The sequence below is a fragment of the Variovorax sp. GW531-E2 genome (genome assembly GCF_059423125.1).
Genome location: NZ_JBWKXQ010000001.1, coordinates 109,909 through 123,186, shown reverse-complemented (window position 1 = coordinate 123,186; position 13,278 = coordinate 109,909). Strand labels below are relative to the sequence as shown.

Annotated in this window: 11 protein-coding genes; 6 read left to right on the top strand and 5 right to left on the bottom strand. The window is 67.9% G+C overall.

Annotated elements, in window-relative coordinates; genetic code table 11:
- Positions 1-685: 685 nt before the first annotated feature.
- Positions 686-1,084 carry a hypothetical protein gene (locus tag AC07XP_RS00530; protein ID WP_095745880.1) on the top strand — a complete coding sequence of 133 codons (399 nt, stop codon included), beginning with the start codon at positions 686-688 and terminating at the stop codon, positions 1,082-1,084.
- Between the two features lie 138 nt (positions 1,085-1,222).
- A complete protein-coding gene (locus tag AC07XP_RS00525; RefSeq protein ID WP_495263460.1) occupies positions 1,223-1,903 on the top strand; it encodes a GNAT family N-acetyltransferase in 681 nt (226 codons plus the stop codon).
- 24 nt (positions 1,904-1,927) lie between these two features.
- Here the strand turns inward: AC07XP_RS00525 and AC07XP_RS00520 are convergent, their stop codons facing one another.
- Positions 1,928-2,332, bottom strand: coding sequence for an OsmC family protein (locus AC07XP_RS00520; protein WP_307693297.1), 405 nt, complete (start codon positions 2,330-2,332; stop codon positions 1,928-1,930).
- Between the two features lie 178 nt (positions 2,333-2,510).
- Here AC07XP_RS00520 and AC07XP_RS00515 point away from each other — a divergent pair, with 178 nt between their 5' ends.
- The 4 genes from AC07XP_RS00515 (at position 2,511) to AC07XP_RS00500 (ending at position 6,310) form a co-directional block, all read left to right on the top strand.
- Positions 2,511-2,720, top strand: coding sequence for a hypothetical protein (locus AC07XP_RS00515; protein WP_495263459.1), 210 nt, complete (start codon positions 2,511-2,513; stop codon positions 2,718-2,720).
- Positions 2,721-3,013: 293 nt separating this feature from the next.
- On the top strand, positions 3,014-3,478 hold the full coding sequence (locus AC07XP_RS00510; protein ID WP_307585351.1) for a hypothetical protein: 465 nt from the start codon (positions 3,014-3,016) through the stop codon (positions 3,476-3,478).
- Positions 3,479-3,612: 134 nt separating this feature from the next.
- Positions 3,613-5,673, top strand: a complete 2,061-nt coding sequence (gene fusA, locus AC07XP_RS00505) for an elongation factor G (protein ID WP_495263458.1) — start codon at positions 3,613-3,615, stop codon at positions 5,671-5,673.
- A 73-nt stretch (positions 5,674-5,746) separates the two neighbouring features.
- A complete protein-coding gene (locus tag AC07XP_RS00500; RefSeq protein WP_495263457.1) occupies positions 5,747-6,310 on the top strand; it encodes a hypothetical protein in 564 nt (187 codons plus the stop codon).
- 13 nt (positions 6,311-6,323) lie between these two features.
- Here AC07XP_RS00500 and AC07XP_RS00495 read toward each other — a convergent pair whose 3' ends face one another.
- From AC07XP_RS00495 to AC07XP_RS00480, 4 genes are all read right to left on the bottom strand, one after another.
- Positions 6,324-8,711 carry a DNA polymerase II gene (locus AC07XP_RS00495; RefSeq protein ID WP_495263456.1) on the bottom strand — a complete coding sequence of 796 codons (2,388 nt, stop codon included), beginning with the start codon at positions 8,709-8,711 and terminating at the stop codon, positions 6,324-6,326.
- Between the two features lie 127 nt (positions 8,712-8,838).
- Positions 8,839-10,815 carry a penicillin-binding protein 2 gene (mrdA, locus tag AC07XP_RS00490; RefSeq protein ID WP_495263455.1) on the bottom strand — a complete coding sequence of 659 codons (1,977 nt, stop codon included), beginning with the start codon at positions 10,813-10,815 and terminating at the stop codon, positions 8,839-8,841.
- A 96-nt stretch (positions 10,816-10,911) separates the two neighbouring features.
- Complete coding sequence (locus tag AC07XP_RS00485) at positions 10,912-12,024, bottom strand: DUF3800 domain-containing protein (protein ID WP_495263454.1); 1,113 nt, start codon at positions 12,022-12,024, stop codon at positions 10,912-10,914.
- 34 nt (positions 12,025-12,058) lie between these two features.
- Entirely contained in the window at positions 12,059-13,267 is a 1,209-nt protein-coding gene (locus tag AC07XP_RS00480) for a branched-chain amino acid ABC transporter substrate-binding protein (protein ID WP_495263580.1), read from the bottom strand.
- Positions 13,268-13,278 lie beyond the last annotated feature (11 nt).

Genomic DNA, 13,278 nt, shown 5'->3' with positions numbered 1-13,278 from the left:
CGGGGCGGGAATTCCCTATTCCTTGACGGCAAAGAACTCGCTGCTCATGAATGGCGCGCCAACGCCTCAATTCATCGCAGCCGATTCACAACTGAAAGAGCATGTGCATGCCATCCTGCAATGAGAACCTTTGCCATAAGAATTAATTGATGCAATGCACAAGCCGAGGGTCCGGCCGCAATTCGATCAACCGGGAACCGGGCCACATCCGGCCATGTCCAGCCGGCTGCCGCGCAACGCGAGGAGCGGGTCTGCGGCACGGGGTTGTAACCATGTGCGTGACCGCCGAAGAGACACGGCAGGCCGCTCGGCCGACTCCGGAAATGGACCGCAGCGCGCCTTCAGGAAACTTCGCGCGGCCTCGTCGCTTCGATGTAATTCGAAAGAATCAACAACATCCGCTTGCAGATGCGAGGCCGGTCGAGCACCCGGTTAGACGGGCCATCGCGCCCCCTGCGTACGCCTGCGCACCTTCGAATGCTTAACCCGGCAATATTTAACGATTCAAGATGATTGTTACGTTTTTGGAGCATCTGCAGACCCCCGATTCCTGCCTTCGCGGGGGTCTGTTGCACAGGGCGCGGTGATACTGTTCCGGCCCCGAATCTTGCGTTCCTGGTGTGCGCACTGCGCGCCGGAGGACACGAGGCGTGGCACATCATCCAACTCGCTCATGTAAGAAAAAATGAACAAACTGCTCGCACTCATCTTCGTGGCTGCCGCCATCACCGCTTGCTCGAAGCAAGAGTCCACGCCCGCAGCGCCGGCCGCTCCCGCAGCACCTGCTGCCACCGCACCGGCCACGCCGGCACCCGCACCGGCCGCCAGCGCACCGGCTGCTGCCGCGCCCGCTGCCACCACGACGGCATCGGCCGACGTGCCCAAGGAATGCCAGGAATACCTGGACAAGGTGAGTGCCTGCGTGGGCAAGCAAAGCGGCGCCGCCGCCGACGCCCTGAAGTCCAGCCTCGAGCAGACCAAGGCCACCTGGGCCAGCTACGGCGCCAACGCCGCCCAACTCGGCGCTGCATGCAAGGCTGCTTCCGACGCCTTCGCCGCACAAGCCACGGCCATGAAGTGCTGATGCACTGAGTCGCTGACGCCGGCGAGGTTGCCCTCGCCGTGCGACGCGACACACCTCCTCGTCACCGACGAGGAGGCGCCGCTCCCACAACAACGGTCGGCGCAAAACGGTCCCTGTCAGACCGCAAGAATCCTTCCCATGACAGACCTCCTCACCAACCTCACTTGGCATGCCCTCTCGGGCCCGCATGCGTCTTTTGCCGCCGGCACATCGACCGCACGCCGCTACGCCACAGGCTTCTCCCCCATCGTCGGTTTTGCCGACGCACTGCACCCCGACCTCGACGCGCTGCTGCCCTACTGCACGCCGGACGAGCACTTCTATGCCATCGGCTGGTCGGGCCCCGCGCCGTCCACCTGGCAGGTCGACATGGAATCGGTCATCGTCAAGATGATCTGGGACGCGCCTGTGCCCGTGGCCGACACGCTTCCTGATGTCGTTCGGCTGGGCGCGACAGATGTCGAACAGGTGCTCGCCCTCGCCGCCCTCACGCGCCCCGGGCCCTTCTCCACGCGGACCATCGAACTCGGCGAGTACTTCGGCTGCTTCGACGACAACGGCCGTCTCGTGGCGATGGCCGGCGAACGCATGGCCGCCAGCACGCTGCGCGAGATCAGCGGTGTCTGCACGCACCCCGATGCCCAGGGCAAGGGCTATGCGAAGCGGCTCGTCACGCGCCTGGTGGCGCAGCAAATGCAGCGCGGCGAAGTGCCGGTGCTGCATGTGATGCAGGGCAACGCGGGTGCGCGGCGCATCTATGAACGCATGGGTTTTCGCGTGCACAGCGAACCGGTGGTTCGCGTGATCTCTCGGCGCTGAGCGGCGCCGCGCCTGCGGCCCGGATCAGGCCGCCGCCACCCCACGCTCGCTCGTGATCTCGGCGCCTTCGCGCATCGTCTTGGTGACGGGCGTGTTGGCCACCACCTCGAGCAGCCGGCTCCACTGCGCATCGGTCAGCGGTGCGCTGGCGTGCAGCACGCGGTGGATGTGCGCCTTGCCGTCCGCGTCTTTCGTGAAGCTCAGCTCGGCCTTGAACTCGCCGAGCTCCCACCCCTTGCGCTGGGCGTACATCCGCAGCGTGATCGCGGTGCAGGCGGACAGCGCGGCCAGGTAGTAGTCATAGGGCGCCGGCCCCGCGCCCTGCCCGCCCAGCGACGCCGGCTCGTCCGCCACGAGCTGGAACTTGCCGACCTGGATGCGGTGGTTGAAATTGACGTCGGTGGAGACGATCGTTGCGGTGTGGCCCATGGGTGTGCTCCTGTTGACAAGCAAGCATTCTGGCGCTGCCGAGCGCCTGAAAACATCAGCGCCAACGGGGTTGATCCAGACGCTCATAATGCTCGCCGGGCGGCCATGCCAGGGGTCGCCAGCCACCCGGCACAAGCGGGTGCGCCGCCTTCCTGCCTGGCATCGACGGAACGACACCATGAGCGCTTTGCACATGTTTCTACCGGTCTCCGAGCCCGCGCGCAGCGAGGCGCTGGCGCTTTTCATCAAGACACACCACGTGCCACGCCACCTCGTGAGAGGCACCTCGCGCAAGATGCCGGACGACTGCGGGCCCCCCGCGCCGGTCCACACCCCGCAGGAACAACCGCAGGCCGCATCCGCCCAGCCATCGGCCGCATCGGCCTAGGGCGGACAGACCGCAAGGAAGACGACCCTCGTCGCGCCGGCCGCGCGCGGCGCGTGTTCGTGCGCCCTTCTTGGCTCGCCTCCGGCGGCCGGTGGGCCTCTCGTGCCACATCGTCGCGAGGCGGCCCGTCTTTCCATTCGCCTACACCGAAAACCCGGGATAAAACCCACCTTCATCGGTCACACTGGCGACATCGACAAAAGAATGCGCGAGTTGTCGCGACATACTGCACGAATGCAAAAAAATCACATGGAAACGAGCCGCCCCACGATGCGCTCGTTCCGCAGTCAGCCATGACGGAGTTGAGGGTCAGCTGGGAGCACACGTTCCCCGACGACGGGACGAAGCTGGTCATCCATTCGAACTGGGTTTCCAACACCCCCGCCACGCAGGCCTACCTCGAGGCCCTGATCGCGCGGGTCGGGCAGATGGACCCGGCGCCCCACTGCGTTTTCGAGAAACGCCAGGCCGTCCCTTCGCGCTCGTTGCCGCCGGATCTCGGCACCTTCACCTCGGCCGAGTTCTGGCAGGTGGCCGAGCTGCTGCACCTGCAGGCCACCCCCTCCCTCGCCGCCGCGCGGCTGGTGCTGGTCGAGGGCATGCGTCCGGCCAAGGCGGCGAGGCAGCTCAACACGAGCCCGCAGGCGTTGACGAACACGTTGCGCAAGATCCGCACGGAGCGCGCGACCTCGTCGCGGCTGGGCAGGCTGCCCGCCGACCGGCCGCCATCCGAAGGCACCGCGCCGCAGGAGCCCTGAGCGGCCGACCGGCGCGCCCTCCCCGGCTTGCATCGGCACGGTCAATCCCGTACGCTGGCCCGGCGTCGATGCGCAGCACCCGAGCCCTTGCGGGCCGCCGGGCCGGCCTTGCGGACGCGCAAAGGAGTCCCGCCATGCCAAGCCGATCGAACGGCCTCGCGGCCGAAATGGAAGCAGTGCGAACGCTGGCGCTGGTGGGCGCGGCGGCCGCCGGCAAGACCTCCCTGGCCGAGGCCCTGTTGTTCAAGGCGGGCGCCGTTGGGGCGTGCGGCAGCGTCGAGCGCGGCAGCACCGTCAGCGACCACGACCCGCTCGAGCGCCGCATGCTGCATTCGCTCAACGCCTCGGTGATGCACCTCACGCACGCCGCCACACGCATCCACCTCATCGACACGCCCGGCGGCCCCGACTTTCTCGGCCAGAGCCTGCCGGCGCTGGAGGCGGTCGAGACGGTGGCGGTGGTCATCAATGCCGCCACCGGCATCGAACCGATGGCGGTGCGCATGATGGAGTACGCGGCCTCGCGCCACCTCGCCCGCGTGATCGTCGTCAACAAGATCGACTCGCAGGGCGTCTCGCTGTCGGGCCTGCTGGCCGACATCCAGGCCACCTTCGGCCGCGAATGCCTGCCGCTGAACGTGCCCGACGGGGTCAACAGGCAGGTGATCGACTGCTTCTTCAACCGCTTCGGACGCTCCGACTTCGGCCCCGTCGAAGCGGCGCACCGCGCGCTGGTGGAACAGGTGGTCGAGGTCGATGCGGCGTTTGTCGACCGCTACCTCGAGGAAGGCGACGTGGACCCGTCCGAGCTGCACGCGCCGCTCGAGCAGGCGCTGCGCGAAGGCCACCTGATCCCGGTGTGCTTCACCTCGTCGCGCAGCGGTGCCGGCGTGGCCGAGCTGCTGGACGTGATCGTCAAGCTCCTGCCCGACCCGACCGAGGCCAACCCGCCGGAGTTCCTCGTCGGCGAAGGCGCGCAGGCCCAGCCCATGCAGGCCCGGCCTGACCCGTCGCTGCACGTGCTGGCGCATGTGTTCAAGGTCACCATCGACCCCTATGTCGGCAAGATGGGCATCTTTCGCGTGCACCAGGGCACGGTCACGCGCGACAGCCTTCTCTACATCGGCGACGGCCGCAAGCCGTTCAAGGTCGGGCACCTGTTCATGCTTCAGGGCAAGGACCACGTCGAGGTGTCGCACGCGGTGCCGGGCGACATCGTGGCGGTGGCCAAGGTCGACGAGATCCATTTCGATGCCGTGCTGCACGATGCGGCCGAAGACAGCCATGTGCACCTCGCGCCGCTGCCGTTCCCGGTGCCCGTGTACGGCCTGGCCGTGGAGCCCAAGCGCCACGGCGACGAGCAGCGCGCCTGGGAAATCCTCGGCAAGCTCGCGGCCGAAGACCCGTGCCTGCGCATCGAGCATGTGGCCGCGACCAACGAGACGGTGCTCTACGGCCTCGGCGAGCTGCACCTGCGCCTCGTGCTCGAGCGCCTGCGCGAGGTGTACCGCTTCGAGGTCCAGACGCGGCCGCCACGCATCGCCTACCGCGAGACCGTGACCGCGCCGGCCGAGGGCCATCATCGCCACAAGAAGCAGACCGGCGGCGCCGGCCAGTTCGCCGAAGTCTTCCTTCGCATCGAGCCGCTGGCGCGCGGCGCGGGGTTCGAGTTCGCCGACGAGGTCCGGGGCGGCGCCATTCCGAACCAGTTCATCCCCGCGGTCGAGAAAGGCGTGCGCGAGGTGCTGGCGTACGGCGCGATCGCCGGCTACCCCGTGGTCGACGTGCGCGTGGTGGTGTACGACGGCAAGCACCACAGCGTGGACAGCAAGGACATCGCCTTCGCGACCGCCGGCCGCAAGGCCTTCATGGCGGCGATCCGCGAGGCGCAACCGGCCGTGCTCGAGCCGATCGTGCAGATCGAGATCGCCGTGCCCGAGCATGCCGTGGGCGACGTCACGAGCGACCTGTCGGCGCGGCGCGGCCTGGTCACCGGCACCTCGGGCCTGGGCGCCGGCACGGTGGCCATCGGCGGACAGGTGCCCGAGGTCGAGCTGGCCAACTACCAGTCGCGCCTCAATGCGATGACCAGCGGCCAGGGGCGCTACACCATCGCGTTGTCGCACTACGAGGCCGTGCCGCCGACCGTGCAGCGCACGCTGATGGGGCAGTACCGGGTGCGCGACGACGACTAGGAGTGCACCGGGAGCATGACGCTGCCATGGCCTAATGGCCGGCATCCGCCATTCATCCCGCACGGGCTCCCCGATGAAGAAACTGCTGCCGCTGGTCCTGTCCACCCTGTTCGCCCTGCCCGCTTCCCAGGCCCACGCCGCACCGCGCCAGCCGTACACCCCGGACCAGGCGCGGGCGCTGCTCGCGCAACTCGGTGCGCACGTGATGGTCATCAATTCCGACCAGACCCTGATCCGGAAAAAACCGGCGAGCACGTTCGACGTGCTGACCTACTACCCACTGCCCAAGGCCAAGGTCGACGAATACAAGCGCAACGGCCACATCGTCAACACGAACGACGACATCGCCGACGCTGCCACCTACCGGATCAAGGACTACGCGCTGACGAACGAGAAGAACGAAAAGCTGCGCCTGAAGGACGACGGCGGTGCGCCGTCGCTGCAGGACTTTGCGCTCTGGACCTACGACAACGCCCTGAGCAGCCAGCGAGGCTTCTACGTGAAGGTGGACAAGCCCTTCGAGCGCGTCAAGGGGCACCTCACGGTGGTGTTCGAGATGCCCGGAAACCTCCGGCACGAGACGCGGGTGCCGGTCGACCTGTCCATCACGGACAAGGACCCGCGACCCGGCACCTGATCCTGCGGTCGCTTCACGGCGATCCTGGCTCGAAGAGCTCGCGCTGCGACGTCGTCAAGGCCGCGAAGCTGTCTCCCATGGGCTGAAGAATGGCATCGGCGATCGGCTGCAGCTGCCGGGTGAGGTAGTGCTCGTAGTCGATGCGCGAATGGCGGGTTTCCAGCGGCTCCGGCCCGTTGCGGGTCATGACATACTGGATCCAGCCGCCCTTCTGGTACTGCTGGGTCCGGCCGACCCGGACGTTGTGCTCGTCGGCGATGCGCGCGGCCCGCACCTGCGGCGGCACGTTGACCAGGTAGTCGTCGAGCCGGTGGCGCAGGCGCTTGCGGTAGATGAGCAGGTCGTCCTTGGCGCCCGCCAGCGTCGCCTTCGCATAGTCGGTCACGAAGGCCTTGTAGGGCTCGCCCTGGAAGATGCGCGACAGCAGGCCCTCCTGGAACTGGCGCGCCAGCGGGGTCCAGTCGCTGCGCGCCATCTCGAGGCCGCGGTACACCATCTCCTCCTTGCCCGCGGCATCCACGCTGAGGCCGGCATAGCGCTTCTTGCTGCCGACCTCCGAGCCGCGGATGGTGGGCATGAAGAACTTCTTGTAGTGGGTGTCGACCTCGATCTCGAGAAAGCTCTCCAGGCCCTGCTCCTCGCGCAGCGTGCGCGCCCACCAGTCGTTGATGTCGCCCGCCAGGCGGGCCGCGACGGCATGCGCCTCCTCGTTGGTGTGGGTGCGCCGGAGCCAGATGAAGATCGAGTCGGTGTCGCCATAGATCGCCTCGTAGCCCCGCTGCTCCACGAACTCGCGCGTGAGCTTCATCATCTCGTGCCCGCGCAGGGTCACGGCGGACACCAGCTTCGGGTTGAAGAACCGGCACTCGGACGCGCCCAGCACGCCGGCGAAGGAGTTCATGAGCAGCTTCAGCGCCTGCGACAGCGGCTCGTTCTTCGCCCGCTTGGCTTCGTCCCGCGCGTGCCAGAGCGTGGTCACGATCTGCGGCAGGCAGTGCCTGTCGCGCGAGAAGACGGTCTCCTGCGGTCCGTGGATGAGCCCGGTCGGATCGCTCGCGTTCGAGCCCTCGACGAGGCCCACCGGATCGACCAGGAAGGTGCGGATGATCGAGGGGTAGAGGCTCTTGTAGTCCAGCACCACGACCGAGTCGTAGAAGCCCGGCTTCGAGTCCATCACGTAGCCGCCCGGATAGGCCTTGCTCGCAATCTCGCCCACGTTCGGCGCCACGTAGCCCAGGCGATGCATCCGCGGCAGGTAGTGGTGGCTGAATGCGGCAATGGAGCCGCCGAAGTGATCGGCCTGCAGGCCGGTGACCTGGGCACGCTCCATCATGAACTGCAGCAGCTTCGCCTTCTCGAAGATGCGCAGGACCAGCTCGCAGTCGCGGATGTTGTACAGCGCGAGCGCGGGCTTGTCGTGCTGGTAGCGCCGCTCGATCTCCGCCATCTTGTCGTACTCGTCGCCGATGGCCTTGCCTTCGCCCAGCAGCGTCTGCGAGACGTTCTCGAGGCTGAACGACGGAAAGCTCCACACCGCGGCCCGGAGCGCCTCGATGCCATCGAGGACGATCCGCCCCGGCGCGGGCGCGAACAGGTAGCCCTGCTTGCCCGGATGCGTGCGCCACTCGATGGGCCGGCGCTCCCGCCCCAGCAGCAGCGGCACGCCGCAGTCGTTGGCGGTCTTCTGCAGCACGCGCAGGTCGAACTGGACCACGTTCCAGCCGATGAGGACGTCGGGGTCGTTGCGCTCGAACCAGTCGTTGAGCTGCTCGATCATCGCCTTGCGGGTCGGGCAGTAGACGAGCGCGAAGTCCATGGGGTCGCCCGGCTCGGGCGGCGGCTCGCCGAGCATGAAGACGATGCGCTCCGGCGTGCCGTCCAGCGCAATGGAGTAGAGCCCTTCATGCTGGCTCGTCTCGATGTCCAGCGACACGACCTTGAGTACCGGCCGGAATTCGGGCGCTGGGCTGAGCTTGCAGTCGACCAGCGTGGCGCCCTCGGCGCGCCCGCCTTCCACCCGCACACCGGCGGTGATGAAGCGCTCCATCAGGTAGCGGTCGTGCGGGCGCACGTCGGCTTCGAGCAAGGGGATGCCCTGCGCCTGCAGGGCGCGCGCCAACCGGCCGATCTGGCGAAAGTGCGTCGCATAGACGCCGAGCACGGCTTCCTGCTGGAAATTCTGGAGTTCCAGCTCACGCAGCTGCACGCCCGACATGGCCGCGAGGTGGACTTCCACCGCTGCCCTGTGCCGGGCGGCGACGAAAGCGATGCTGCTGCGGGAGGTCAGCACCACTTTCCTCGGCCCTGCCTCGGTGGCCAGCCAGTACTCGATCTCCGTGCCGGTCGGTGCATCACGCCAGTGGCGCGTGAGGATGAAGCCCTGGAGGTCGGTGGAGGTCACGGGCGTTCGAAGATCGGGTCGAGGGAGAAGGCGGACTGGGGATCAGGAGATTCTCGCCCGGCCGCGTGCGAGCTGCAGCCGGCGTGGTGGCTTGCCATCCGCAAGGGGGCGCATCCGCCCCGCCCCCTCAAAGCACCCCAGCCTCATCCCCCTGCACACCATCGTCCAGCACCGGCACCTCGCTGGCCACCAGCGGTTGGCCGATGGGCGCGCCGGCCTTCCCCACCTGGACCGCCGCCATGTCGGCGTCGTTGGGGTACTGCCCCGCAATCCAGTAGTCGAACACCCGCCGGACGATCGGCGCCGCGTGCGCCGCGCCGAAGCCCGCGTTCTCGACGATCGCGGCCACCGCGATGGTCGGGTCTTCGGCCGGGGCGAACGCCATGTACAGCGCGTGGTCGCGCTGGCGCGCCTCCAGGGCCTTGCCGCTCGCGCGCGCCTTCGGGCTCAGGCCCACGGCCTGCGAGGTACCGGTCTTGCCGGCCGAGGTGTACGCTGCGCCCGCGAACACGCGCGTGCCGGTGCCGCCCTTGGTGACCGCCACCATCGCGTCGCGCACCACCTCGACGTGCTTGCGCGCATAGCCCAGGTCCTGGGCCGGTGGCTGGACCTGCCGCACCACCTCGCCGGTCGACGTGTCGCGGATGGCCCGCACCAGGTGCGGCTGGTAGCGCACGCCGCCGTTGGCCAGCGTGGCGTTGGCCGAGGCCAGCTGCAGCATCGTGAAGCTGTTGTAACCCTGGCCGATGCCCAGTGAAATCGTCTCGCCCGGGTGCCAGGTCTTCATGTCGGCGCGCCGGTAGGCCGCGCGCTTCCACGCCCTGCTGGGCAGCACGCCGCGCGACTCGCCCTGCAGGTCGATGCCGGTGAACTGCCCGAAGCCCAGGGGCGCCATGAAGTCGTGGATCAGGTCGACGCCCATCTCGGCGGCCAGCGAATAGAAGTACGTGTTGCTTGAAAACTGGATGGCGCGGTGCATGTCGACACCGCCCAGCCCACCCCGGTGGCTGCGGAAGGTGCGCCCGCCGAAGTTGTAGAAGCCCGGGTCGTTCTCCACCTTGTCCGCGCTGCGCTTGCCGGTCTGCAGCGCCGCCATCGCCATGAAGGGCTTGTAGGTGGAGCCCGGCGGGTAGGTGCCGCGCAGCGCGCGGTTCAGCAGCGGGTTGTCGGGCGACTCGGTCAGCGCCTTCCAGTTCTCGGTGTCGATGCCCTCGACGAACAGGTTGGGATCGAAGGTGGGCTTGCTCACGAAGGCCAGCACCTCGCCGGTCTTCGGGTCGATGGCCACGAGCGCGCCCCGGCGCTCGCCGAACATGTCTTCCACGAGCTTCTGCAGCTTGATGTCGAGCGACAGCATCACCGTCTGGCCCGGCCTGGCGGGGTGGCGCGACAGGCGGCGCACCGCGTGTCCGCCGGCCGAGGTTTCCATCTGCTCCACGCCGGTCTGGCCGTGCAGCGCCTTTTCGTAGCTCTGCTCGATGCCGACCTTGCCGATGTAGTCGGTGCCCCGGTAGTTGGCGCGCTCGTCTTCTTCCCAGTCGTCCATCGCGGTCTTCTCGCGCTGGTTGATGCGGCCGATGTAGCCGATCACGTGCGCGCCCACCTCGCCGTGCGGGTAGGTGCGAAACAGCCGCGCCCGGATTTCCACGCCGGGGAAGCGGTAGCGCTGCGCCGCGAACCGCGCCACCTCTTCGTCGCTCAGGCGGGTGCGGATGGGCAGGGAGTCGAAGCTGCGCGAATCCTCGCGCAGGCGCTGGAAGCGGCGGCGGTCCCTGGGCGTCACTTCGAGCAGCTCGCCCAGCTCGTCGATGACCGTGGCCATGTCGCCCACCTTCGACGGCGTGATCTCCAGCGTGTAGGCCGCGTAGTTGGACGCCAGCACCACGCCGTTGCGGTCCAGGATCTGCCCGCGGTTGGGAACCACGGGAACGATCGCGGTGCGATTGCTCTCGGCCCGGTCCGCCAGCGTTTCATGGCGCACCACCTGCAGGTAGACCAGCCGCGCGCCGATCAGTCCGAATCCGAACAGCACCGCGCAACCGACCACCACCACGCGGCGGCGAAAAAGAGCGAGCTCGGCGGCGGCATTGCGGATTTCATTCATCGGGCGAAACGGGGGGAAAGAAGCGGAGAAGCCAGATAGGAGGCCCTGCTCGCCCGAAGGTTCCGCGTCGGCGGTCGACGAGACGCGATCGTCCGCTCAGGCCCACGCCTCTTCGGCACCGATGCGAACCTGGCGGGTCGGCACCACCTGCTTGAGGCCGTACCCCGTGCGCTCGTCGCCTTCGGAGATCAGCCGCACCATGGCCTCGCGCAGCGCGGGGCACACGCCTGTGCCTGCGTGCAGGTCACGAAAAAACCGCATCGTGGCGCCCGCCACCACCTCGGCCATCTGCACGCCCGCCGCTTCGTGCGACTGCCTGAAATCGAGGGCGGCCACGTCCTCGAAGCGGTGGTCGGACGGGGGCGTGCACAGCAGCGCCATCGCACTCTCCGGTCCTTCGGCGGCGGCCTTCCCCTGGCCCAGGATGCGCTGCACCTCGAAATTCTGGTCATGCACCAGCCGGACATCGGCCAGGCAGTGCCGGTAGTAGAGATGGATCCGCGCGTAGATGCGCATGAACGACGTCAGGTTCGGCAGCGTCCAGGCCTGCGTCGACGACGTGTTGAGCTCGGGCGGCGGAAGAAACTCCAGCCAGGGCTGGTGCTGGGCCTCGCTCAGCGCGTGGTACTCGGTGTTCGCCGCTTCGACGATGCGGCCGAACCCCTTGGCGACCTGCGCCGCGGCCTCTTCCTCCTCCTCAGCGGTGTGCGTGGCCAGGTCGCGCAGGCTGGCAAACGATGCGTGAAGTGTTCCAGCCTCCGGCGTCAGGCAGGACGCGACGAAGCTGTCGAGCACCTGCGCATCGGCATGGGCGTGCAGGAAATCCGAGACGGCGTTCCTGAGGAAGTCCAGCCGCATCGACTCGGGGTAGCCAAGGCAGGACGGCAGCAGCTGGAACGACGTGATGCAGGTGCAGAGGAAGTAGCGCTTGTCGACCAGCTCGACGAACAGCGGGGCCCGCCGGTCGAGCAAGGCGTGGATCACGGCCGCGGAGAACTCCGGCCTGGAGGCCAGCGATCGGGCACCGGGTTCGCCCGAGGGAATGCGATGGCGATCGCGCAACGCCCGGAGGCGCGCATCCCACTCCTCCTCGTCTTGCAGCCCGACGCCCGCCAATGCAAAGTAGGGTTGCCGCTTGAAGTCGTAGCCCGTGCCACTGTCGACCATGTCGCCGCTGTGGCCGCTTTCGTCGATGTAGATGGTCGTCATGGTGCCGGGCCGAACGCCTCGCGCCGTCGTGCGGTCACAAGGGCCTCTTCATGCGGCAGGTCGTGGCCTGCTCGGCCGCCTTGGCGTCCACGCTCGCGATCTGCTTCCAGCCGAAGCCGGTGCCTTCCTGGTCGTAGCGGACGGCCGAGCCGTCGACCTTCTCCCAGCTCTGGACGAACATCGCCTGCTGGGCCTGGTGGTCGGACTTGCGCAGGACCACGGGACCGTTGATGCCGTCGAAGCGCAAGCCCTCGAGCTGGGCGGCCACCTTCGCCGGCTCGGCGGACTTCGCGCTGCGGATGGCGCCGGACAGCGCGACGACGGCGTTGTAGCCCATGCCGTTGATGAAGTCCTCGCCGAACTGCTTCTTGAAGTTGGCCAGCACGGCCGAGCTCTTCGCACCGGGGTCGTTGGGGTTGAAGGTCGAGACCAGCTTGACGCGGCCCTCGCCCGTCGCGCCGATGGTGCCGGGCACGCCGTAGTTGCTGCCGTTGAAGGTGTAGAAGTCGACCTTCAGCCCGAAGTCGTTGGCCGCGCGCACGATGAGCGCCAGGTCGGAGCCCGAGCTGGCCGTGATCACCGCGTCGGCACCGGACTGGCGGATCTTGGCCATGTAGGGCGCGAAGTCCTTCACCTGCGCGGTCGGGTGCAGGTCGTCGCCCACGATCTCGATGTCGGCGCGCTTGCGCGCGAGCGACTCGCGCGATGCGCGCGCCGTGTCCTGCCCGTAGGCGTAGTTGGGATTGAGCAGGTGAATCTTGCGGATGTCCTTGCGGCCGGCCAGGTAGGTGGTGAGCGCGTCGACCTTCATGTCCGAGTGCGCGTCGGTGCGGAAGTGCCAGTAGCTGCACTTCTCGTTCGTGAGCACCGGCGCCTGCGACGCGTAGTTCAGGAAGACGATCTCCTTGCCCGGATTGCGGGCGTTGTGCTTGTCGATGGCCTCGCCCAACGCGATGCCCACGCTGGACGAACTCGCGCCCTGAACCACATAGCGGATGTCCTTGGCCACGACCGTGCCGAGCAGCGCCACGGCCTCCTGGGGCGACAGCTTGTTGTCGAAGGGAACGATCTCGAACTGGTAGGGCCCCGCCCACCTCTCCTCGTTCGCCACCCGCGCCGCGTACTGGAAGCTCTTCAACACGTTCTGCCCCAGCCCGGCCATCGGGCCCGACAGCATGTCGAGCGTGGCGATCTTCACGGTCGGCACGGGTTGGGCGCTGGCGGCCAGGGCGATGCACAGCATCGGCGCGACGA

Excerpts from the sequence above, each read along its gene's own strand:
- AC07XP_RS00515 (WP_495263459.1), top strand. The coding sequence starts at position 2,511 with ATGAGCGCTTTGCACATGTTTCTACCGGTCTCCGAGCCCGCGCGCAGC.
- AC07XP_RS00500 (WP_495263457.1), top strand. The coding sequence starts at position 5,747 with ATGAAGAAACTGCTGCCGCTGGTCCTGTCCACCCTGTTCGCCCTGCCC.
- AC07XP_RS00530 (WP_095745880.1), top strand. The coding sequence starts at position 686 with ATGAACAAACTGCTCGCACTCATCTTCGTGGCTGCCGCCATCACCGCT.
- AC07XP_RS00510 (WP_307585351.1), top strand. The coding sequence starts at position 3,014 with ATGACGGAGTTGAGGGTCAGCTGGGAGCACACGTTCCCCGACGACGGG.
- AC07XP_RS00480 (WP_495263580.1), bottom strand. The coding sequence starts at position 13,267 with ATGCTGTGCATCGCCCTGGCCGCCAGCGCCCAACCCGTGCCGACCGTG.
- AC07XP_RS00485 (WP_495263454.1), bottom strand. The coding sequence starts at position 12,024 with ATGACGACCATCTACATCGACGAAAGCGGCCACAGCGGCGACATGGTC.
- mrdA (WP_495263455.1), bottom strand. The coding sequence starts at position 10,815 with ATGAATGAAATCCGCAATGCCGCCGCCGAGCTCGCTCTTTTTCGCCGC.
- fusA (WP_495263458.1), top strand. The coding sequence starts at position 3,613 with ATGCCAAGCCGATCGAACGGCCTCGCGGCCGAAATGGAAGCAGTGCGA.
- AC07XP_RS00520 (WP_307693297.1), bottom strand. The coding sequence starts at position 2,332 with ATGGGCCACACCGCAACGATCGTCTCCACCGACGTCAATTTCAACCAC.
- AC07XP_RS00525 (WP_495263460.1), top strand. The coding sequence starts at position 1,223 with ATGACAGACCTCCTCACCAACCTCACTTGGCATGCCCTCTCGGGCCCG.